This window comes from Arthrobacter sp. JUb115 (assembly GCF_004365035.1).
GTDB lineage: Bacteria > Actinomycetota > Actinomycetes > Actinomycetales > Micrococcaceae > Glutamicibacter.
Genome location: NZ_SOBS01000001.1, coordinates 626,110 through 646,483, shown reverse-complemented (window position 1 = coordinate 646,483; position 20,374 = coordinate 626,110). Strand labels below are relative to the sequence as shown.

The 20,374-nt window shown below is 62.1% G+C and carries 21 protein-coding genes; 16 read left to right on the top strand and 5 right to left on the bottom strand.

The annotated features are described in order from the left end of the window. Positions 1-36 precede the first annotated feature (36 nt). The 3 genes from EDF61_RS02980 (at position 37) to EDF61_RS02970 (ending at position 4,221) form a co-directional block, all read left to right on the top strand. Positions 37-1,395: an aminotransferase class III-fold pyridoxal phosphate-dependent enzyme gene (locus EDF61_RS02980; RefSeq protein WP_133833218.1), complete on the top strand. Its 1,359-nt coding sequence runs from the start codon at positions 37-39 to the stop codon at positions 1,393-1,395. 196 nt (positions 1,396-1,591) lie between these two features. After that, positions 1,592-2,578 (top strand): agmatinase, encoded by a 987-nt coding sequence (speB, locus tag EDF61_RS02975; protein WP_133833217.1) that lies wholly within the window; start codon positions 1,592-1,594, stop codon positions 2,576-2,578. Continuing rightward, a complete protein-coding gene (locus EDF61_RS02970) occupies positions 2,578-4,221 on the top strand; it encodes a thiamine pyrophosphate-binding protein (protein WP_133833216.1) in 1,644 nt (547 codons plus the stop codon). Before speB ends, EDF61_RS02970 begins: the two co-directional genes overlap by 1 nt. A 92-nt stretch (positions 4,222-4,313) precedes the next feature. On the opposite strand, the gene EDF61_RS02965 is transcribed toward EDF61_RS02970, so the two are convergent. Beyond that, positions 4,314-4,526: a hypothetical protein gene (locus EDF61_RS02965; protein ID WP_133833215.1), complete on the bottom strand. Its 213-nt coding sequence runs from the start codon at positions 4,524-4,526 to the stop codon at positions 4,314-4,316. A 76-nt stretch (positions 4,527-4,602) separates the two neighbouring features. Further along, positions 4,603-5,463: an inositol monophosphatase family protein gene (locus EDF61_RS02960; protein ID WP_133833214.1), complete on the bottom strand. Its 861-nt coding sequence runs from the start codon at positions 5,461-5,463 to the stop codon at positions 4,603-4,605. Between the two features lie 184 nt (positions 5,464-5,647). On the opposite strand from EDF61_RS02960, the gene EDF61_RS02955 reads away from it, so the two are divergent. The 7 genes from EDF61_RS02955 (at position 5,648) to EDF61_RS02925 (ending at position 13,270) form a co-directional block, all read left to right on the top strand. After that, positions 5,648-6,070, top strand: coding sequence for a MarR family winged helix-turn-helix transcriptional regulator (locus EDF61_RS02955; protein ID WP_208294217.1), 423 nt, complete (start codon positions 5,648-5,650; stop codon positions 6,068-6,070). Next, on the top strand, positions 6,063-7,622 hold the full coding sequence (locus EDF61_RS02950) for an MFS transporter (protein WP_133833213.1): 1,560 nt from the start codon (positions 6,063-6,065) through the stop codon (positions 7,620-7,622). The genes EDF61_RS02955 and EDF61_RS02950 overlap by 8 nt, the downstream gene beginning before the upstream one ends. Before the next feature lie 44 nt (positions 7,623-7,666). Continuing rightward, complete coding sequence (locus EDF61_RS02945; RefSeq protein ID WP_105657328.1) at positions 7,667-8,386, top strand: GntR family transcriptional regulator; 720 nt, start codon at positions 7,667-7,669, stop codon at positions 8,384-8,386. 133 nt (positions 8,387-8,519) lie between these two features. After that, positions 8,520-9,665 carry a CaiB/BaiF CoA transferase family protein gene (locus tag EDF61_RS02940; protein ID WP_133833212.1) on the top strand — a complete coding sequence of 382 codons (1,146 nt, stop codon included), beginning with the start codon at positions 8,520-8,522 and terminating at the stop codon, positions 9,663-9,665. 27 nt (positions 9,666-9,692) lie between these two features. Then, the gene (locus EDF61_RS02935; protein WP_105657330.1) at positions 9,693-10,871 is read left to right on the top strand and encodes an acyl-CoA dehydrogenase family protein; all 1,179 of its coding nucleotides are present in this window, start codon (positions 9,693-9,695) and stop codon (positions 10,869-10,871) included. Positions 10,872-10,906: 35 nt separating this feature from the next. Further along, complete coding sequence (locus EDF61_RS02930; RefSeq protein WP_133833211.1) at positions 10,907-12,364, top strand: aldehyde dehydrogenase family protein; 1,458 nt, start codon at positions 10,907-10,909, stop codon at positions 12,362-12,364. 36 nt (positions 12,365-12,400) lie between these two features. Continuing rightward, positions 12,401-13,270, top strand: a complete 870-nt coding sequence (locus EDF61_RS02925) for a 3-hydroxyacyl-CoA dehydrogenase family protein (protein WP_133833210.1) — start codon at positions 12,401-12,403, stop codon at positions 13,268-13,270. A 72-nt stretch (positions 13,271-13,342) separates the two neighbouring features. Here EDF61_RS02925 and EDF61_RS02920 read toward each other — a convergent pair whose 3' ends face one another. Next, positions 13,343-13,777 carry a pyridoxamine 5'-phosphate oxidase family protein gene (locus EDF61_RS02920; RefSeq protein WP_105657333.1) on the bottom strand — a complete coding sequence of 145 codons (435 nt, stop codon included), beginning with the start codon at positions 13,775-13,777 and terminating at the stop codon, positions 13,343-13,345. A gap of 96 nt (positions 13,778-13,873) precedes the next feature. Here EDF61_RS02920 and EDF61_RS02915 point away from each other — a divergent pair, with 96 nt between their 5' ends. The 3 genes from EDF61_RS02915 to EDF61_RS02905 all read left to right on the top strand — a co-directional run bounded on the left by EDF61_RS02915 (position 13,874) and on the right by EDF61_RS02905 (position 16,347). Beyond that, on the top strand, positions 13,874-14,959 hold the full coding sequence (locus EDF61_RS02915) for an App1 family protein phosphatidate phosphatase (protein ID WP_105661617.1): 1,086 nt from the start codon (positions 13,874-13,876) through the stop codon (positions 14,957-14,959). A gap of 2 nt (positions 14,960-14,961) precedes the next feature. Beyond that, positions 14,962-15,429, top strand: coding sequence for an acyl-CoA thioesterase (locus tag EDF61_RS02910; RefSeq protein WP_105661618.1), 468 nt, complete (start codon positions 14,962-14,964; stop codon positions 15,427-15,429). Positions 15,430-15,492: 63 nt separating this feature from the next. Then, positions 15,493-16,347, top strand: coding sequence for a siderophore-interacting protein (locus EDF61_RS02905; RefSeq protein ID WP_133833209.1), 855 nt, complete (start codon positions 15,493-15,495; stop codon positions 16,345-16,347). 326 nt (positions 16,348-16,673) lie between these two features. Here EDF61_RS02905 and EDF61_RS02900 read toward each other — a convergent pair whose 3' ends face one another. After that, entirely contained in the window at positions 16,674-17,519 is an 846-nt protein-coding gene (locus EDF61_RS02900; protein ID WP_133833208.1) for a DNA-3-methyladenine glycosylase family protein, read from the bottom strand. Positions 17,520-17,523: 4 nt separating this feature from the next. After that, positions 17,524-18,117 carry a DNA-3-methyladenine glycosylase I gene (locus EDF61_RS02895; RefSeq protein ID WP_105657338.1) on the bottom strand — a complete coding sequence of 198 codons (594 nt, stop codon included), beginning with the start codon at positions 18,115-18,117 and terminating at the stop codon, positions 17,524-17,526. An 81-nt stretch (positions 18,118-18,198) separates the two neighbouring features. On the opposite strand from EDF61_RS02895, the gene EDF61_RS02890 reads away from it, so the two are divergent. The 3 genes from EDF61_RS02890 to EDF61_RS02880 all read left to right on the top strand — a co-directional run bounded on the left by EDF61_RS02890 (position 18,199) and on the right by EDF61_RS02880 (position 20,371). Then, positions 18,199-18,570 (top strand): ArsR/SmtB family transcription factor, encoded by a 372-nt coding sequence (locus tag EDF61_RS02890; RefSeq protein WP_105657339.1) that lies wholly within the window; start codon positions 18,199-18,201, stop codon positions 18,568-18,570. Between the two features lie 2 nt (positions 18,571-18,572). Continuing rightward, positions 18,573-19,499 carry a cation diffusion facilitator family transporter gene (locus EDF61_RS02885; protein ID WP_105661620.1) on the top strand — a complete coding sequence of 309 codons (927 nt, stop codon included), beginning with the start codon at positions 18,573-18,575 and terminating at the stop codon, positions 19,497-19,499. 122 nt (positions 19,500-19,621) lie between these two features. Further along, positions 19,622-20,371, top strand: coding sequence for an ABC transporter ATP-binding protein (locus EDF61_RS02880; protein ID WP_105657341.1), 750 nt, complete (start codon positions 19,622-19,624; stop codon positions 20,369-20,371). Positions 20,372-20,374: the final 3 nt, after the last annotated feature.

Sequence of the window (20,374 nt, the reverse complement as noted above, 5' to 3'; positions counted from 1 at the left end):
AATGACGCGTGTCACGGGGATTTCTAGGCTTGAGCCATGACTGAAACCCTTGCTTCCACCGACGCCCCAACCTTGTCCCAGACCAGGCACCTTGCCACCAGCATCCCCGGCCCGCGCTCTGCGGCCCTCCATGAGCAGCGGGTGCAACAGGTCAGTAGCGGTTTTGGCGTCACCTTGCCGGTCTTCGTCAGCCGCGCCGATGGCGGGATTATCGAAGACGTCGACGGAAATCGCCTGATCGACTTCGCCTCGGGGATTGCCGTGACTTCACTGGGTGCCGCGAACCGCCGCGTGGCCGAACGCGTGGCCAAGCAGCTGGCGGACTTCACCCATACCTGCTTCATGGTCACCGAGTACGAATCCTTCACCCAGGTGTGCAGCTGGTTGAACCAGCACACCCCCGGCGAGTTCGAGAAGCGCACAGCGCTGTTCTCCACCGGGGCCGAGGCCGTGGAGAACGCGGTCAAGATCGCCCGTGCTGCCACCGGACGCGCTAACGTGCTGGTCTTCGACGAGGCCTACCACGGCCGTTCGCTGCTGACCATGGGCATGACTGCCAAGATCAATCCGTACAAGATGAATTTCGGCCCGATGCCCGAGCATATCGTGCGCGCCGCCTCGGCCAACCCGTTGCGGCCCTCTGGGGGAGCGGCCACCGTCGAAGCGGTCCTGGCGTCCGTCGAGCAGACCTTGATGGACTACGGCCCCCAGACTTTCGCCGCGATGGTGATCGAGCCGATTCAGGGCGAAGGAGGTTTCGTTGTCCCGATGGCCGGGTTCATCCCGGGGCTGCGCAAGCTGGCCGACAAGCACGGTATTGTGCTGGTCATCGACGAGATCCAGGCCGGCATGGGGCGCACCGGGAAGCTATTCGCTTCGGAGCACGAAGGCGTGGCAGGTGACCTGATCCTCACGGCCAAGGCCCTGGCCAACGGAGTTCCGCTGTCCGCGGTGACTGGGCGCGCCGAGCTGATGAATGCCCCGCACGCTGGCGGCCTGGGCGGCACCTATGCTGGCAACCCGCTGGCTTGCGAAGCGGCGCTGGCTGTATTCGAGCAGTTCGAGGATGGGATGCTTCTGGATAACGCCCAGCTCATCGAGCGGGTGTCCCGCGAGGTTCTTGAACCACTGATGCAGCAGAGCCCGGTGGTTGCCGACGTCCGCGGCCGCGGAGCCATGCTGGCTATCGAGTTCGCCGACCGGGGCAGCTTGGCGCCGCGCGCCGATGCAGCCGCGGCGGTTTCCAAGGCCTGCCATCGAGCCGGGGTGCTGACCCTGACCTGCGGTACGCACGGCAATGTGCTGCGCCTGCTGCCGCCGCTGGTGATCGGCGAAGCACTGCTGCGCGATGGATTAGAGGTGCTTGCCCAGCAGATTCGCAGCGTCGCCAGCTGATCGCCCTGCTGCAGTTTCGGCCCATGCCGCAGCCCGTTCGCGGGTTGTGGCATGGGCTATTTCTGCCTGGATTCCCGGGCTGCGCGATAAGTGAATCTTGACGTGACCCAGCAGACAAAATAGCATAATGGAAAACTGAAGTTTCATATTAGACAACTTGGACTTTCGTTCTTGGATGTCTGGGGAGGAAGTTGCGATGAAGGAAATCCGCATCGAGGAAAACGGGCATCTGGGACCCATTAATGCCGCGGTGATTCCACGCTATGCAGGTGGTGGCACCTACGCCCGGCTGCCGCGACTGGAGCAGGTGGAGAAGGCCGACATCAAGATTGTTGGCGTGCCTTTCGACACCGGTGTCTCCTACCGGCCCGGCGCCCGCTTTGGCGCCAACCACGTGCGCGAATCCTCGCGCCTGATCCGCCCCTACAACCCAGCCACCGACACCTCGCCGTTTGCGCAGAGCCAGGTGGCTGACGCGGGGGACATGGCGGTCAACCCGTTCAACATCAACGAGGCTATTGAGACCATCGAGCACAACGCACTGGAGCTGACCAGTGACGGCTCCACCCTGGTCACCGTGGGCGGAGACCATACCATCGCGCTGCCATTGCTGCGTGCCGCCTCGCAACGAGCCGGTGCTCCGGTAGCGATGCTGCACTTCGACGCGCACCTGGACACCTGGGACACCTACTTCGGTGCCGAATACACCCACGGCACCCCGTTCCGCCGTGCGGTCGAGGAGGGAATCCTGGATACCGAGGCGATCTGCCACGTCGGCACCCGCGGTCCGCTCTATGGCAAGAAGGACCTGGAAGACGACCAGCGCTTCGGCTTCGGCATCGTCACCAGCTCGGATGTCTACTACCAGGGCGTCCGCGAAATCGTGCACAAGCTGCGCGACCGCATCGGCAACCGCCCGCTGTACATCTCGGTGGACATCGACGTGCTGGACCCAGCCCACGCCCCGGGTACCGGAACCCCGGAGGCCGGCGGCATCACCAGCCGTGAACTGCTTGAAATCCTGCGCGGTTTGCGCGGGTTGAACATCATCGGCGCGGATATTGTCGAAGTCGCCCCCGCCTACGACCATGCGGAGCTGACCGGCGTGGCCGCCTCGCATGTCACCTATGATTTGATCAGCCTGATCAGCGACTTCCGCGCCAGCAAGGGGATGAATAGCTAATGAACGAGCAACCGCAACGCAACGGCGGCGATCTGGTCATCGAGACCCTCACCGCGCTCGGTGCCAAGACCGTATTCGGGATCCCCGGGCAGCACGCCCTGGGACTCTTCGACGCCCTCTCGCGCTCAAGCTTGGAGTTCATCTCCTCACGAGTGGAGAACAACTCCGCCTTCGCCGCCGATGGCTACTCCCGCGCTACCGGGGAAGTGGGCGTGCTGTTCCTCTCCACCGGCCCGGGCGCGCTGACCTCGCTAGCGGGTCTGCAGGAGGCCTACGCCACCGGCGTGCCCATGGTCGTGGTGGCCAGCCAGATTCCGCTGGACGGCCTGGGAGCCCGCCGCAAGGGGATGCTGCATCAGCTCGATGACCAGAAGGCCTCGGCCGCCAACGTCACCAAGTTCCAGCAGACCGTGCATCATGCATCGGGCATCCCCTCGGCGATCCAGGACGCGTGGGCCCGGGCCATTACCGTGCCGATGGGGCCGGTGTGGGTTGAGGTGCCGCAGGATGTCCTGCTCGCCCCGGTGATGGTGCCACCGGTACAGGATGCCCTGGCCGAAGCCTACGAGCATCCCCCGCGCGAAGAGCTGATTCGCGAAGCCATGCGCTGGCTGGCCGAAGCCAAGCGCCCGGCCATCATCGCCGGCGGCGGTGTGCGCCGGGCGGGGGCGCAGGCTGAATTGCTGGCCGTAGCCGAAAAACTGCAGGCCCCCGTGCTGTGCAGCCCCGGCGGCAACGGAGCCTTTGGCTGGAACCATGAGCTGTCCTTGCAGTCGTGGGCGGAAGACCGCTATGTCTCGGACGTCATGGAAGATGCCGACGTGCTGGTGGTGATCGGTTCGGCCCTCGGCGAGGTCACCAGCAACTACTTCACGCTCGAACCCCGCGGCAAGATGATCCAGATTGATGCCGAGCCGCGCGTGCTCGAGTCCAACACCCCGGCCCTGGGTATCCGCGCCGATGCTCGTGAAGCCTTGAAATTCCTGGACGAAGAAATGCGCGAGACAGGCTTCAAGGCCCAGGCATCATGGCACGGAAGCACCCCGCAACAGGTGGTGGCCCAGACCCTGGCAAAGGTGCAGGCGCGCCTGGATGCCCAGGACCTTGGCAAGGAACGGAAGTTCATGGCGGATATACGCGCCGCAGTCCCGGCAAGCATGCAGACCTTCTGGGATATGACCATCGCTGCCTACTGGGGCTGGAGCTGCTGGGACGCCAAGGAGGGCGAATTCCATTCCGCGCAGGGTGCAGGCGGCCTCGGCTTCGGCTTCCCCGCCGCGATCGGTGGCGCCATCGGCTCCAAGCAGCGCGTGCTGGCAGTCAGCGGCGACGGTTCATCGATGTACTCCATTGCCGAACTGGCCACCGCCAAGCAGCACCATGCGCCGGTCACCTGGTTGATCGTCGACGACGGGGGATATGGCATCCTGCGCGAATACATGGAGGGAGCCTTCGGAAAAGCCACCGCCACCGAACTGGCCCGGCCGGACTTCGTGGCCCTTGCGCATTCCTTTGGCATCCCCGCCCAAGCGGTCGATCCCGAAGGCATCGGTTCGGCGCTCGCCGACGCCTTGGAAGCAGATGGCCCCAATGTCATTGTGGTCCGGACCCTGCTGAAGATGTTTGCGCCTACCCACCTGTAAAGCGCCCGAACGCACGCACGGCCTCGGACCTGTTGCTCCCACGAGCGATGGATCCGGGGCCGTTGCGATTAGTGGATGAGGAAAAGTGCGGGTCAGTGGGTGAAATGGAACACCACACCGAAAAGCACTGTCGAGATGCCCAAGCTAATGCCGATGAGCAGTGGCTCCCAATCCAGGGATTGAGCTGCCAACATCACTGCGAAGGAAGCGAAAAGCAGAATTGCTCCGATTCCTCCCAGGATCACACCTCCGCCTCCATGGTGCCGCGCGGCGGAGTGCGCGGTCCGTTGAAATCGTGGTTCCATGCCGCCATGGTACGTCCGAAAGCGGCCAAAGCCGAGGGGCAGGGCCAACTACTTCGATATTGTCAGATTTGTTGGCTCAGCGGCCCGTGCGCAGCTGATGGATCCGCTCGGCTGCGGTTGCCAAGGAAGGATAATCGGCGCCGGGCCCTTGCGCGATGAAACCGGGGCAGTAGTGGTCGGCGAGTCCTGCCTGTCCGTAGGACAAGCCGCGGAACGTGCCCTGGGCCATGCGCACCAGATGCGCTCCGGCAGCCACATCCCACACCTTGGTATCGAACCCGATGGTGGCGTCGCACCAGCCTGCGGCAACATGGGCTAAGGCCAGCGCCGCGCAGACCTTGCGGCGTACCGTGGCGAAGTCCTGGATCCACTGGCCAAAGAGTTCCAAGGACAGATCCCCGTCCTTGAGCATGGATTCTGCTCCCGGGTAATCCGTCATCAGGTTGGCGCGGGACTGCTCGGGACGGGAACCGGGCTCAAGGACCTGCCCGTTGAGGAACGCGGCAGTCGAATTGGCGCTGAATTCATCACCAGAAACCGGATCGAGGATTGCGGCGGCCATCAGTTCTCCATCGATGGCTGCGGCAATCGAGATGCAGAAGAATGCCACGCCGTGGACGAAGTTGCTGGTGCCGTCAATCGGATCGACAATCCACTGCACCTTCCCGGCGGCCTGCCGTCCTTGATCGCCAGAGACCTGCTCTTCGCCGAGAACCCAGGAATCCGGGTGGGCCGATAGCAGTGAGGCAGTGATGAGCCGCTGGCTCTGCCGGTCGATGTCGGTGACCAGGTCATGGGTGTTGGTTTTATGCTCGGCTACCACGTTGCCGCGGAAGGAAGCGCGCAGCAGCTCGGCGGACTGGCGAGCTGCCTTCAGCGCGGAAAGACGTAATTCTTCGGCGTATTGCGTGCTGGCTTGGACTCGCTGATCATTCACAACACCAGCTTACCGCCGTGGCAACAGGCAAAAACGTTGACTGGAGCAACGATTCGAACTTACATTGGTGGAAACACAATAGATAGGCAGCCGATAGATCGTGGACAAGTCTCCAGATAGCCCTTCGGATTCTGAACTCAAAATCCTGCTCGACGAGTTGGCCCGCAGTTCCAGGATCCTTCGCGTGTTTTCGCATATGGATCAGACTGACCCCGAGGTATCAAACGCCTCCCATCACGTGCTCAAGACGTTGAAAACCCGTGAACCCACGCATGCTGCCGACCTTGCGCAGTCCTTGGGGATCGGCACCGCGGCGATGAGCCGGCATTTGGCGGAACTGGAGCAAATGGGCCTGGTAGCCAAGCAGCCCAGCAAGATCGACGCCCGCCGCCACGTGCTCTGGGTGACCGAGGCGGGTTGCGAGCGGCTTGAATTCCGCGACCGCTTGCGCCTGGAGCGAATGCGGGATGTCCTTCCGGACTGGGATGCCGAGCGCTTGGCCAGCGTCGCGCACGCGCTGAGCGAATTGAACGCGACGATGATCCGCGGCATCCAATCCCAACGGACCGAGCAGTTCGGCAATGCGGAGAATTCCGACCTTGGATAAGAGCATGCCGGAAAAGGAACGTCCCACTGACCTCACCGAGACAGCGGCAGACCAGCCGCAGATGAATCAACGCGAGGTGCTCAAATCCATCGCTGGCGTCCTGGCATCCTTCTTCGCTGCCATGCTGGCGGCGACCATTGTGTCTATTGCGCTGCCGACCATCATGGATGTCCTGGGCGGCTCGCAAACCGACTTCAACTGGGTTTTGAGCACCACGCTGCTGGCTAATGCCGCCACCACTCCCATCTGGGGGAAAATGGCGGATCTCTTCGACAAGAAGAAGCTGCTGCAAGCCGGAATTCTGGTGTTCGTGCTCGGCTCGTTGCTGGCCGGACTCGCGTGGTCCATACCCGTTCTGCTGTTCGCCCGGGTCATCCAGGGCATCGGCATGGGCGGGCTGACCGCCATGGGCATGGCAGTCATCGGCACGGTCATCCCGCCACGGGAACGTGGACGCTATTCGGGATATTTCGGTGCCGTCATGGCTGTATCTACCGCAGCAGGACCGCTGCTCGGCGGATTCATCGTGGACTCGCCCCTGGGCTGGCGCTGGTGCTTCTTCTTCGGCATCCCGATCAGCCTGCTCTCCATGCTCTTGATCCACCGGACCCTGCACCTGAAGCACCTCAAGCGTCCGGTGCATATCGATTGGGTCGGCGCGGTCCTGTTGACCACCGCCGTCTCGATCCTGCTGATCTGGGTCTCCTATGTAGGCAAAGCCGACTATTTCGGCTGGAATTCGTGGCAGACCTACACGATGGTCTCGATGTTCCTATTGCTGGTTGCCGCGTTGCTGCTTGTTGAATCACGGGTTCGTGAACCGATCATTCCGCTGAAGATCATTTGCACCCGAACAACGTCGCTGGCGATTCTCGCCTCGATCTCGATTGGCGTGGGGATGTTCGGCACCGGCGCATTCATCGGCCAGTACTTCCAGATCGCCCGCGAAGCGACACCGACCATGGCCGGCCTCATGACCTTGCCAATGATCGCGGGCAACTACTTCGGGTCCGTCTTCTCCGGGCAGATGATTACCCGCTTCGGCCGTTGGAAGATCTATCTGCTCATCGGTTCGGTCCTGAACATCGCCGGACTCGGCCTGCTCGGGCTGATGCGCCAGGATACCGAATACTGGCTCTTGGCCTGTGGCATGTTCCTCAACGGCGTGGGCATGGGATTCATGCTGCAGAACTTGGTGCTCTCGGTGCAGAACACGGTGAAAGTTACCGATATCGGGGCGGCAAGTTCTTCGGTGGCGTTTTTCCGTTCTGTAGGCGGCTCAGCAGGTGTGGCGGTGCTCGGCGCGCTGCTTTCGCGCAATGTGGCAGATCTTATTACCGAATCATTAGCGGCCAAGGGGCAGCTGTCCTCAGCCCCGGCCACCGGGGATTCCTTGAATCTTTCCGGGATGCCAGATGCGTTACGGCAGGTGGTGGAATCGGCGTATGGCGAGGCGACAGGGATCGTCTTCATCGTCTCGGCGGCCGTAGCCGTGGTTGCCTTCTTCTGCGTATTGCTCATCAAGGAAGTGCCATTGCGCAAGACGATCTAGTACCTGGCCTTGCCGCCGGGTCGAATCAGGATAAGCTTCAGACCATGAGTAGCATGCAACCGATTAAGCCGAAGGTATCTCTTACCGAGCAGGTGACCACGATGATCCGTGCCGCCATCGTTGCCGGTGAGATGGCTCCGGGGGAGCACTACTCGGCCATTGGCATCTCGGAAAAGCTCGGCGTCTCGCGAACTCCGGTGCGCGAGGCCTTGCAGCTGCTGGAAAAAGAGGGAATCGTTACCGTGGCGAAAAACCGCGGGGTGCGCGTCAACCAGATTTCATTGGAGGACATTGTCGAAGTCTTCCAGCTGCGTTTGGCTATCGAGCCTCCAGCTGCCGCACGTGGCGTGCGGAACGCGACCGAGGCTGATATCAACCAGCTGAAGTCGTTGCACCAGCGAATGCTCGCAATCGGCGAAACCGGTGATGGCCGGGCGACGCTGGAAGCGGACAAGGAATTCCACCTGTGCCTTCTGGGGCTGGCCGGAAATGCGAAACTCGACAGCGTGGTGGGGGAGCTGCGCAACCTTGTCCTGGCCCACGGGCAGACCACCGTGCCCTTCGCCCGCTCCAGCCAGGACCTGGCCGGGGACCGCGAGGAGATCATGGAGGCGATTCTGGCTAAGGACCCCGACGCCGCCGCGCTGGCCGTTCGGGGCCACGTCATGCGCACCGCGCAGATGCTGATCCGCTCGGTGTGTTCGCGGACCCCGGGACTGGACGCAGAACCGTTCCTGGAGCGGCTGGACGCCTTGATTTCCTAGGGCATTCCGCGCCCCCTGCAGACCCAAGAAGCGAAACATCCTGAAAATCCTTGCCAAGGGTGATCCGGACAACATAGAGTTGCATGCAACATGTAACTAAGCAATTCTGTGCGGATTGAAGGTGTGGAAGCAAATGAGCCAACCGCTTGAAGGGGTCAAGGTCATCGACCTCTCGCGCATCTTGGCCGGGCCGCTGTGCTCCATGACCCTGGCCGACTTCGGAGCCGAAGTTCTCAAGGTGGAGAACGCTGCTGGCGATGAGACCCGCAGCTGGAAGCCTCCGGTCAATGCCCAAGGCATCAGCACCTACTACTGGTCGGTGAACCGCAACAAGCAGGCAGTAGTCGCCGACTTCGCGGACGCGACCCAGTTGCAGGCCCTGCGCGGATTGATCCGCGACGCTGACGTGCTGGTGGAGAATTTCCGCCCCGGCGTCCTGGCCAAATTCGGGCTGGACTACGAGAGCCTGCGCGAGCTGAACCCGGCACTGGTCTATTGCTCCATCTCGGGCTTCGGCGAAAAGCAGGGTGCAACCTTGCCCGGCTTCGACCTGCTGGTGCAGGCAGTGGGCGGACTGATGAGCATCACTGGAGAACCAGACGGGCCTCCGAGCAAGGCCGGCGTTGCCCTGGTGGACGTATTGGCGGCGCAGAATGCGGTTGCCGGCATCCTGCTGGCCATGCGCGAACGCGATGCCAGCGGTATCGGCCAGCGGGTGACCGTCAACTTGCTCGGCTCGCTGCTGGCCGGACTGACCAACCAGTCCAGCAGCACGCTGGCTACCGGAAAATCCCCGGAACGCATGGGCAACGCGCACCCGAGCATTGCCCCCTATGAAACCTTCGCGGCCAACGACGGCGTGGTGGCCATCGCCGTGGGCAATGACCGCCAGTTCGCTGCCTTGGCCAAGCATCTTGGCCAGCCGGACCTAGCCCAGGATCCGCGCTTCAGCAGCAATAGCGCACGGGTGGCCCACCGCGAAGAACTCAAGGCAATCATCGAAGCGGCCACCGCCTCAGCCACTGCCGCGCACTGGGCGAATGCGCTGATGTCCGCGGGAGTGCCCGCCGGAAAAGTCAACTCCATCGCCGAGGCCATCGACTTCGCCAAGGACCTTGGCCTGGATCCCGTCGCGCTGATCACCGATCCGGACACCGGGGAAGCGACCGAGCAGATCGCCAGCCCCATCGGGCTCTCGCGCACCGGCGCCCAATACCGCACCATCCCGCCGGCCCACGGGGAGCACCAAGCGCTTCTGGGCACCCTGGCAAATAGCTAATCGCAAGAACTTTCAAGGAGACTTAATATGAGCACCGCAGAACGCCTTCTGGATCCGGCCGACCTGATCAATTTCGATTCGCTGCTCTCGGCGGAGGAACTGGCCCTGCGCGATACCGTGCGCGGTTTCGTCAACGAGAACATCAAGCCGAATATCGCCAAGTGGTACAACGACGCAGTCTTCCCGCTGGAGATCGTTCCGGAGATGGCCAAGCTGGGCCTGCTGGGCATGCACCTGGAAGGCTACGGCTGCGCCGGCCGCTCGGCCGTGGAATACGGCATTGCCGGCGCCGAGCTGGAAGCCGGCGATTCGGGGCTGCGCACCTTCGTTTCGGTCCAGGGATCGTTGGCCATGAGCGCCATCTACAAGCACGGCTCCGAGGAGCAGAAGCAGCAATGGCTGCCCAAGATGGCCGCCGGCGAAGCCATTGGCTGCTTTGGCCTGACCGAACCAACGGCAGGTTCCGACCCGTCGAGCATGAAGACCTTCGCCCGCCGCGACGGCGATGACTGGGTGATCAACGGTTCCAAGCGCTGGATCGGGCTGGCCAATGTGGCGCAAGTGGCGGTGATCTGGGCACAGACCGATGAGGGCATCCGCGGCTTCGTCGTGCCAACCAGCACCCCGGGCTTCACCGCCACCCCGATCGAGCAGAAGCTGTCCATGCGCGCCTCCATCCAGTGCGAAATCGATCTGGTCGATGTGCGCCTGCCTGGTTCGGCGGTATTGCCGAATGCCAAGGGCCTGAAGGGGCCGTTCTCCTGCCTGAACGAAGCCCGCTACGGCATCTTGTGGGGTTCCATGGGGGCCGCCCGCGATTCATTCGAGGTGGCATTGGCCTACTCGCAGGAACGCCTGCAGTTCGACAAGCCGCTGGCCGGATACCAGATGACCCAGCAGAAGCTGGTGGACATGGCCCTGGAAATCAACAAGGGCTTCCTGCTGGCCCTGCACATCGGCCGGTTGAAGGATGCCGGGAATTTGGACCTGCATATGATCTCGGTAGGGAAGCTGAACAACTGCCGTGAAGCCATCGCGATCTGCCGCGAAGCACGCACCATCCTGGGAGGCAACGGCATCACGCTGGATTACTCGCCATTGCGCCACGCCAACAACCTGGAATCGGTGCGCACCTACGAGGGCACCGACGAGGTGCACACGCTGATCCTGGGCAACAAGCTCACCGGCGTGCCGGCCTTCCGCTAAGCCGCGAAGCCAAGGAAGACGGGAGAACCAAGCAAATGAACCTTTCCACAACACTTGCCACCCTGGAGCACTGCATCAATGGCGCATGGGTGCCTGGCGAAGGCCGCCGCATCGATTCGAAGGCGGCCGCCGACGACTCCATCGTGCTCGCGGAGGGCACCGCGGCCAGCGTGGACCAGGTGGACGCCGCTTTCGGCGCCGCCCACCGGGCCAAGAAATCCTGGGCGTCCACTCCGATGGCCGCCCGCGGGGCGATTCTGGCCAAGGCCGCCGGATACCTGAAGGAGCATGCGGAGGACTTCGGAGCGGAACTGGCCGCCGAAGAGGGCAAGACCAGAGCCGAGGGAATCGGCGAGGTGCTGCGGGCCGCACAGATCCTGGCCTACTATTCCGGCGAAGCGGAGCGCGCTGCCGGCACCGTCTTCCAATCCCCGCGCGCCGGGGAACAGATTCTGGTTACCCACAAGCCGCTGGGGGTGATCGGGGTGATCACCCCGTTCAACTTCCCGATCGGGATTCCGGCTTGGAAGATCGCCCCGGCGCTGGTTTTCGGCAATACCGTGGTGTTCAAGCCGGCCAGCCTGGTGCCGTTGCTGGCCATGCGCTTTGTGCAGGCCCTGGAGCACGGAGGGCTGCCCGCTGGTGTACTGAACCTGGTCATCGGCCCGGGCGCGCTGGGTGATGCCTTCATCGCCAATGAGCATTTGGACGGGCTGACTTTCACCGGTTCCACCGGTGTCGGGCGCAAACTCTGCGCGGCAGGTGCGGCCCGGGGGATTCCGGTGCAGGCCGAAATGGGCGGCAAGAATGCTTCGGTAGTGCTGGCCGACGCAGACCTGGACCTGGCCAGCGAGCAGGTGCTTTTCGGCGCCTTCCGCTCCACCGGCCAGAAGTGCACGGCCACCAGCCGGCTGATCCTCGATGAGTCCATCGCCGACGCATTCTTGGCCAAGCTCACCGAGAGGCTGGAGCAGTGGGTGACCGGGGACCCGCTGGACCCGTCAGTGCATATGGGACCGCTGGTGGATGCCAAAGCGGCGAACTCGGCGGCACAGGGGATCGACCGGTCGCTGGCACAGGGCGCAACACTGCGCTATCGCGGGCTGGCCCCGGGAACCGGCAGCTTCCTGGCACCAACCATTCTGGAACTTCCGGAGGGGGAAGCAGGGCGAGCCAACTGCGCCTGGCAGGAAGAATTCTTCGCGCCCATCGTGTCCGTCCGCCGAGTCAACGGGTGGAAGGAAGCTTTCGAGGCTGCAGAAGACTCGGAATACGGTTTGAGCCTGGCATTGTTCACTTCGAATCTTGCGCTGGCCCTGGAGGCGCAACAAACTCTCGACGTGGGTATTCTGCATGTAAATTCGGAGTCAGCCGGAGCTGACCCGCACGTGCCTTTTGGCGGTGCGAAAGCTTCGGGCTACGGACCGAAGGAACAGGGGGCAGCAGCTCGCGAGTTCTACACGCACACCACGACGACCTACCTGCGCGGCTAAAAGGCGCAGGCCAGGACTGCAAAGAAAGAATGGTCAATGAGGATTGAACGTATTTTAGTGATCGGTGCCGGCACCATGGGCCGGCAGATCGCGATGAGCTGCGCGCTGGGCGGCTACGCCACCGTGCTGCAGGATATCTCTGCCGACGCGTTGGGCGCAGCACGCACCGAGCTGGAGTCCTGGGCTGCCGGCCGCGTGGCCAAAGGCAAACTCGACCAGCCCACGGCAGCTGCGGCGCTGGGGCGCTTGAGCCAGAACACCGACTTGAACCAGGCTGCTTCCGCAGCCGACTTGGTGATCGAGGCTGCTGTGGAGCGCCTGGACATCAAGGAGCAGATCTTCGCCCAACTGGGCGAGCATGCACCGGCCCACGCCATCCTGGCGACGAACTCCTCGACGCTGCCCTCCTCGAAGCTGGCCCAGGCCAGCGGCCGTCCAGCGCAGGTGTGCAATATGCACTTCTTCAACCCTGCATTGGTCATGAAGTGCGTTGAAATAGTCCGCCATGGGCAGACCAGCGATGCCACGATTCAGGCTGTTACCGAGGTAGCCAACCAGCTGGGGAAGAACCCGGTGCTGGTGAACAAGGAGATTCCGGGTTTCATTGCCAACCGCATGATGGGTGCGATCAACGCCGAGGCGCTGAACCTGGCTCACCAGGGAATCGCCAGCATCGAGGATATCGATACCACCGCGAAGACCGCTTTGGGCCACCCCATGGGTCCGTTCGAGCTGATGGACATGGTGGGCCTTGATGTTATCGATTTCATCGCCCAGGCGACCTACGCCGAGACCGGTGACGAGGCCGACCAGCCGCACCCGATGTTCACCGAAAAGGTGGCTGCGGGCAAGCTCGGACGCAAGAGCGGAGAAGGGTTCTACCCTTATTCCCAGGCATCGGCTTAAAGCTGGAAACGCCGCTGCCAGCCCGATGGCCATTGGGCGGGAGGCGGCGTTTGCCGTGCAGATCGGAGAGAACTATTCAGCGACCTCTGGTTGCTCGCCAAGCTCGAAGTGGCGCCCGGAGACCGAATCAATGTTGACCCGAATCCAGAAATCCTTCTGGGTGGGGATCCAGGGAGTGACGCCGCTTTCGCGGGCCTCCTTGATATCGGCCTCATGCTCCAATACTTCGGCGCTGCCGTGCACGACAACGGACCAAGCTTCATCGGAAAGGATGCCGTCGACCTCGAAAGCGATCTTTTCATTGATCGCCATGGCCGCAAGCTTATTACCGGGCGAGGTGCGCAAGAAAAGCTTCCCGTTGTGCACCGCGTAGTTCACCGGAACAATATCGATCAACCCTGCAACCGAAGTTGCTACGCGTCCGTGGGAGCTGTGCGAGAGCAGCTGCCACGATTGGTCCTCATCCAATACCAGGACCGGACTATTGAGCTCGTGTTCGAATTTCATAGCACCAGTTTTCTACTCTTTGTAGAAAAAGGCAAGGGCTCAAGACACAAGTTGTCGTTTTCCCGTGCTTGGCGGTCGACATGAAAGACTGGGGCTATGAGTCATATTTCGGCTGATGGCGATGCCCGGCATGTAGCTTCGCGAATGGAAGACGGAGTGCATCGTTGGCGTGCACGGCGCGCCCTGGCCAACGGCCACCAAGCGGTAATCCTTCCCTATGTGGGATATGGCTCTACCGGACCGAGCGGCGGCTGGATTCGCGTCTTCGCCCGCGTTGTCCTGGCCAAGCCCGGCGCCTTTGAAGACGGGCAGCACCAAGCCCAGGTCATTGCCGATGGCATTCGCGGTTTCCGCAATTTCATTTCCCCGATCCTTCCCGGCGGCAAGGTCAGCATTGACGTTGGCGACCAGCGCTTCGAGGTCCAGGCTGACCGTGGCGGCGTGATTGATGTGAAGCTGGTAGTCGACCTGCCCGCGGGCTGGAATGAGATCCGGCTTCATGCCCACAACGGCGATGCCGCGCAGGCGAAGATTCTCGTTATCGACCAGGCGCAGAAGTTCGGGGTGATCAGCGACGTGGATGACACCGTCGTGGTCACCGCACTGCCGCGCCCCATGCTGGCGGCGTGGAACTCCTTTGTGCTCTCCGAGCATGCCCGCGTGGCGACCCCCGGGATGGCGGTAATGCTCCAGAAGGTGCTGCTCGAGCATCCAGGAGCTCCGACCATCTACCTTTCCACCGGCGCATGGAATGTCGCGCAGACCCTGCAGCGCTTCATCTCGCGCAACCTGTACCCGAAGGGGCCGTTGCTGCTCACCGACTGGGGGCCAACAGACCGTTCCTGGTTCCGCAGCGGAATGCAGCACAAGGTTGACCAGCTGCGCCGCCTGGCCGAAGAATTCCCGCACATTTCATGGGTGCTCATCGGCGATGACGGCCAGCATGATCCGGCCATTTATGCGGAGTTCGCGCGCCGCTACCCCGAATTGGTCAGGGCTATTGTGATCCGCCAGCTGACCCCTTCGGAAGCGGTGCTAGCCGGCGGACGTTCGCATGAGCTGCGCCGAACCACCCCCGGGGTGCGTTGGGTCTACGAGCCGGACGGAGCCCGGATCCTTCGGGAGCTGGCCAAGTTGGGGATCGTGGGCAATGACGGCGCAAACCTGCTGAAGGAAGATTAGCCATGGAAGAAAGCATTCTGCGGGTGCAGGTCCCTATGCGCTGGGGCGACATGGATGCTTACGGCCATGTCAATAATGTCAATCTGATCCGGTTAATGGAAGAAGCGCGAATCGCCGGCTTTGGCGTGCCCGGTGGCACCGGCGCGCCAGGCTCGCAGCCGCAGGCCGATATCTTCTCTGCAGTGCCTGCCGGAACCCAGATCCTCGTTGTCGAGCATCGGGTGCGGTATTCCCGCCCGTTGGAATACCGCAACGTGCCGGTCAATGTCGATCTCTGGGTTGCCAATGTCAAGCCTGCCAGCTTTGATATCTGCTACGAGTTCCGTGACCCGGTGGAGGACTATTTGTGCGTCAAGGCCTCCACTACGTTGGCTTATTTCGACCCGGTGTCCTCGCGGGTGCAGCGTTTGAGCCCCGGAGAACGCGCGGCGCTCAGTGCATATGAAGGTCCTCCGACCTTCCCGAAGTAACCACTTGCGCTCCCGTCAATTAGGATTGATCTATCTACCCTTATTAAGACAGGAAGTGATTTTGTGTCCCAGCCGGCTGGTGATCGCCCGCAAACTGGAGGCCGACCTGCGCGCCCCCAGGTCCTCCTGCAGGTCCTCAAGCGCGAGAATATCGCACCTCATCTGGTGCGGCTCACCCTTGGCGGTCCAGGCATCTGCGATTTCGCAGACAAGCCGGTGACCGACCGCTACGTGAAATTCCTGTTCGCGAAGCCGGAACTGGGCCTTGAATTGCCTTATGACATGGAAGCGCTGCGTGAGTGGCTGGCTCCCGAGGATCTGCCGGTTCGCCGTACCTATACCGTGCGCCGCAGCGATATGCAGGCGGGAACCATCGAGGTCGATTTCGTGGTCCATGGCGATGAGGGCCTAGCAGGTCCTTGGGCGCGTGACGCGCAGATCGGCTCATCGATCTGCTTCTCGGGCCCGGGCGGAATGTTTGTCCCCAAGGATGAATTCGATTTCCACTTCTTTGCCGGAGATGAAACTGCCATTCCCGCCATTGCGGCCTCCTTGGAGTCCATGGCCCCGCAGATGCGGGGCCTGGTGGTCATCGAAGTTGCCGACGAGGCTGACGAAATGCAATTGCAGGCGCCGGCTGGCGTGGAAATTCGCTGGATTCACCGCGGTGTCGAATTCTCCCCTGAAACCACGATCCTGGAGTCCGTGGTCCGGGGGATTCCATGGCCCGAGGGCCGGGTGCAGGTCTTTGCCCACGGTGAGCGCGAAGTCATGAAGAAGCTGCGCGCATACTTCTATGACGAGCATGGCGTGGACCGCCGCGACATGTCGCTATCTGCCTACTGGGCCTTTGGCCGTGCAGAAGATGCATTCCAGGCCGAGAAGCGTACGGAAGTTGGCAAGATCTTCGCCGACTAGTCTTTTGGCGCGGACAAAATCGAGCAAGTTAGAGCGACCTAAGAAATAAATCGAAAAATTACGCAAACAGGGCTTGACGTTATTACTGGTTCTTAGGATATGCTTATTCCAGAGCTTCTCCCGTGTGTGGTCGGGAGAAGCGTCAAGCTTGACCGATATTTATCGGCTAGTTCGCTGCTTGCCGGGGCTGCTCACCTCGAAGCAGCGAGCGGCGTAGCCGGCTTGAATAAGGGGAATGGAGAATCGGCTGACTTGCTCAGTCGGCCGATTCGTCGAAAAGGGAGCTTATCAGGATTGCACACCTTGATAAGCTCCCTTTCTCGTTGCTACAGCTTGGCGGCGTCGAAGGACCACAGCAGCAACGTGGCCAGGTAGCCCGCACCCTTCGGTGGAGGCGCCACAGTGACGCCGCGATCATGAAGCTTGCTCATGGCTCGGCGAACTACTAGATCCGACTCCAGGAAGATCTCTGGATCCCGCAAACCCCGCAGGGCAAGGTAATTGCGCGTCCATGGCCCCACGCCGCGCAGCCCTTGGAGCTGCTCCAGGAATGCCGGCACGTCTCCGAGCAGGAACTTTCCACTGTGCTCGAACCATTCGGCTACCGCGTGCAGCGCCGTTGCCCGCGGCAACGGGCAGCGAATGATTGCACGCAATTCCCCAGGCGTGCAGGCGGCCGTTGAGGCCGCTGTGGGGAAAGCCCGAAGGCCCGAGCCATGCTGCTGGCCCAATGCGCCGACGTAGCGCCCGCCGAGGGTCCGTGCCGCCGCCAAGGACACCTGCTGTCCAATGATCGTGGTGGCCAGGGCCTCGAAAATATCCGGGTAGCTGATGAGCCGCAAGGAGGGGTAAGCCATCGCGAGCGGCTGGTAGCAAGGAAGGGCCTGGAGCGCTTCATAAGCAGCTGTGGTGTCTTGCTGCAGTCCAAGCCAATGGTTGATGATCTCCGTGAGGCGCGCAATGGATTCAGCCGGGGCGTCGTGGGTGAGCGATACGCCTGCAGGATCCAGGCTCAATGAAACTTCAACCAGGTTCCCGTCCAGCTGCAGGACGCGGTGCAGCTGGGCCGCAGCGGCATCCAGCCGCTCCTGGGCAGGCAGCGAATGCAATTCCAGGACTGCCAGTGCGTGGCCGACGTCCAGAATTCCCGTTGCCGGTAGGCGCAGTTCCATGACCTCAGGCCCAAATGCCGGAAGTGCCGCGGCGGTGCGATCCGACCAGATGGGTATCGACCATGCCGATGGCTTCCATCAACGCGTACATGGTGGTCGGGCCCACGAACTTGAAACCCCGCTTCTTCAGCGCCTTGGCCAGTTCCTTGGACTCGGGGCTTTGCGTGGGTACTTCAGTGAAATTACGCGGAGCCGGGGTCTGTTCCGGCTTGAAGGACCACACGAAATCCGAGAGGCCGCCCTCTTCGCGCAGCATCAGGGTCGCTTCTGCGTTGGCGATCGTTGCGCGGATCTTGAGCCTATTGCGCACGATCCCGGCGTCTTCCATCAGGCGATTGAAATCGTCCTCGGTAAACAACGCGACCTTCTCGGGATTGAAGTGCTCGAAAGCGCGGCGGAACGACTCGCGCTTGGAAAGGATGATGGCCCAGGACAGGCCTGACTGGAAGCACTCAAGGCTCAGCCGCTCGAAAAGTCCCTCTTCGGAGGTGATCGGCATGCCCCATTCGGCGTCGTAGTACGTGCGGAGCATGTCATTCGAGGCGGCCCAGCGAGGGCGCGCCAATCCGTCTTCGCCAACGATGAGATCTTCAGTCATATTTTCATCTTGCCATCCATCGCGATGCGCAGTTGGCCATGCAACGTTCCGTTTCGCGGCAAAGTCACCTATCATCGTTATATGGCGATAATAGAGTCAGATATCGATGCATCGGAAATCCGCAGCGGCAAGCTCCAGTTCGCTGCGCTCTTCCACGCGCTCGCTGACCCGGCACGGCTGCTGATCCTGGACCATCTGCGCACCGGGGAGCATAAGGTCAGGGAACTGACCGAGCATTTGGGGCTTGCCCAAAGCACGGTCAGCGCGCATCTGTCCTGCCTGAAGGACACCGGCCTGGTGCACGTCCGAAGCCAGGGCCGGGCCAGCATCTACTCGCTGGGCCAGGGTGAAGCACTTGACGCATTGACCGCTGCCGCCTCGGCGCTTCTGCCGCAAGAGGCATCCCATCACCATTGGGAAGAAGCGCACAGCATGGATCCGAAGAAAGGCTGAACTTGGGACACGATCACTCTCACGGGCACTCCCATGATCATTCCGGAGCAAACCGAACCCGCCTGGCCTGGGCCTTCGCCATCACCGCTACAATCCTCGTCGCCGAGGTTGTTGGCGCTATCGTCACCAACTCGCTGGCCTTGCTGGTCGACGCAGCGCATATGCTGACCGATACCCTGGGGCTATTGCTGGCTCTGACCGCTGCCAACCTGATCATGCGCAAGCCAACGACCAAGCGCACCTGGGGATTCCGCCGCGCAGAAGTCCTCTCCGCCACCTTCCAATCGGCATTGCTGCTGGCTGTGGGCATCTATGCGGCCATCGACGCCGTGCGGCGGCTCTTCACCCCTGCAGAGGTCCAACCGGAGGGACTGCTGGCCTTCGGCATCATCGGCCTATTGGGCAACGTCATCTCCATGTGGATCATTTCCGCGGGACGCAATAGCAACCTGAATATGCGTGCGGCTTTCCTGGAAGTAGTCAACGACGCGTTGGGCTCGGTTGCCGTTATCATCGCCGCGCTGGTTATCACCTACACCGGATGGATGCGCGCCGACTCCGTGGCAGCCCTGGTGATCAGCGCCCTGATCGTTCCCCGGGCCATGAAATTGCTGGGGGAAACCACCCACATCCTGCTCGAATCCACGCCTAGGGGCCTGGACCTGCTCGGGGTCAAAGCGCATTTGGAGGCATTGCCCGGGGTGATCGCGGTGCACGATCTGCACGCCAGCCAGATTGCCTCCAACCTTCCGGTGCTCACCGCCCATGTGGTGGTCGAGGACTCGATGTTCTCCGCTGGGGTAGCCGGTGGGCTGCTGCGGGATTTGCAGCAGTGCGTGGCAGATCATTTCACCGTGAGCGTTGAGCACTCGACCTTCCAGATTGAGCCGGCATCGCACCAGGAAACCGAACGCGAACATGGCTGCTAATCGGTAACCTGCGGGGGCAGAGCGTCCGCGAATTTGCTCATACCTTGGTATGACGCACCCCCGGGAAACTAGGTCCTGATGGTGGATGCGGGTTTGGCTAGGCGCTTTGTAGTATTTCTAATATGACTTCTGAGACTCTGCCAAAAACCGAAAATGCGGTCGCTGCCCGCGGCTTGACCAAGACCTACGGGCATGACAGCACCCGGGTTGAGGCCCTTCGCGACGTAAACGTTTCCTTCGAACGATCCCGCTTCACCGCCATCATGGGCCCATCGGGCTCCGGAAAATCCACGCTGATGCACTGCCTGGCAGGACTTGATACCGCCGACTCCGGCGAAATCATCATCGGCGGCAAGAACCTGCTGGAGCTGAGCGATGACCAGCTGACCGAGATGCGCCGCGAGCAGATCGGCTTTGTCTTCCAGTCTTTCAACCTCGTGCCAACCATCACCGCCAAGGACAACATCCTGCTGCCATTGTCGCTGGCCGGCAAGAAGCACGATCGCGACTGGTTCAACACCGTCATCCAGGCGCTCGGCCTGGGCGACCGCCTGAACCACAAACCGCATGAACTTTCCGGCGGCCAGCAGCAACGTGTCGCGGTAGCCCGAGCACTGCTCACCCGGCCGGAAGTGGTCTTCGGCGACGAGCCGACCGGCAACCTCGACTCGCGTACCGGCGCCGAAGTGCTGTCCTTGATGCGCACGTCCACCCGTGAAATGGGCCAGACCATCATCATGGTCACCCACGACCCGGTGGCCGCGTCCTATGCAGACAATGTCTTGCTGATGAAGGACGGCACAATTGTCGGATCCATCCAGGAGCCAACCGTGGCTACCGTAACCGAGGCCCTGGCCTCCTTGGCGGAGTAAGCA

Bases quoted from the DNA above. Each gene is read 5' to 3' on its own strand.
- EDF61_RS02980 (WP_133833218.1), top strand. From the start codon at position 37: ATGACTGAAACCCTTGCTTCCACCGACGCCCCAACCTTGTCCCAGACC.
- speB (WP_133833217.1), top strand. From the start codon at position 1,592: ATGAAGGAAATCCGCATCGAGGAAAACGGGCATCTGGGACCCATTAAT.
- EDF61_RS02970 (WP_133833216.1), top strand. From the start codon at position 2,578: ATGAACGAGCAACCGCAACGCAACGGCGGCGATCTGGTCATCGAGACC.
- EDF61_RS02965 (WP_133833215.1), bottom strand. From the start codon at position 4,526: ATGGAACCACGATTTCAACGGACCGCGCACTCCGCCGCGCGGCACCAT.
- EDF61_RS02945 (WP_105657328.1), top strand. From the start codon at position 7,667: ATGAGTAGCATGCAACCGATTAAGCCGAAGGTATCTCTTACCGAGCAG.
- EDF61_RS02940 (WP_133833212.1), top strand. From the start codon at position 8,520: ATGAGCCAACCGCTTGAAGGGGTCAAGGTCATCGACCTCTCGCGCATC.
- EDF61_RS02935 (WP_105657330.1), top strand. From the start codon at position 9,693: ATGAGCACCGCAGAACGCCTTCTGGATCCGGCCGACCTGATCAATTTC.
- EDF61_RS02930 (WP_133833211.1), top strand. From the start codon at position 10,907: ATGAACCTTTCCACAACACTTGCCACCCTGGAGCACTGCATCAATGGC.
- EDF61_RS02925 (WP_133833210.1), top strand. From the start codon at position 12,401: ATGAGGATTGAACGTATTTTAGTGATCGGTGCCGGCACCATGGGCCGG.
- EDF61_RS02920 (WP_105657333.1), bottom strand. From the start codon at position 13,777: ATGAAATTCGAACACGAGCTCAATAGTCCGGTCCTGGTATTGGATGAG.
- EDF61_RS02915 (WP_105661617.1), top strand. From the start codon at position 13,874: ATGAGTCATATTTCGGCTGATGGCGATGCCCGGCATGTAGCTTCGCGA.
- EDF61_RS02910 (WP_105661618.1), top strand. From the start codon at position 14,962: ATGGAAGAAAGCATTCTGCGGGTGCAGGTCCCTATGCGCTGGGGCGAC.
- EDF61_RS02900 (WP_133833208.1), bottom strand. From the start codon at position 17,519: ATGGAACTGCGCCTACCGGCAACGGGAATTCTGGACGTCGGCCACGCA.
- EDF61_RS02895 (WP_105657338.1), bottom strand. From the start codon at position 18,117: ATGACTGAAGATCTCATCGTTGGCGAAGACGGATTGGCGCGCCCTCGC.
- EDF61_RS02890 (WP_105657339.1), top strand. From the start codon at position 18,199: ATGGCGATAATAGAGTCAGATATCGATGCATCGGAAATCCGCAGCGGC.
- EDF61_RS02880 (WP_105657341.1), top strand. From the start codon at position 19,622: ATGACTTCTGAGACTCTGCCAAAAACCGAAAATGCGGTCGCTGCCCGC.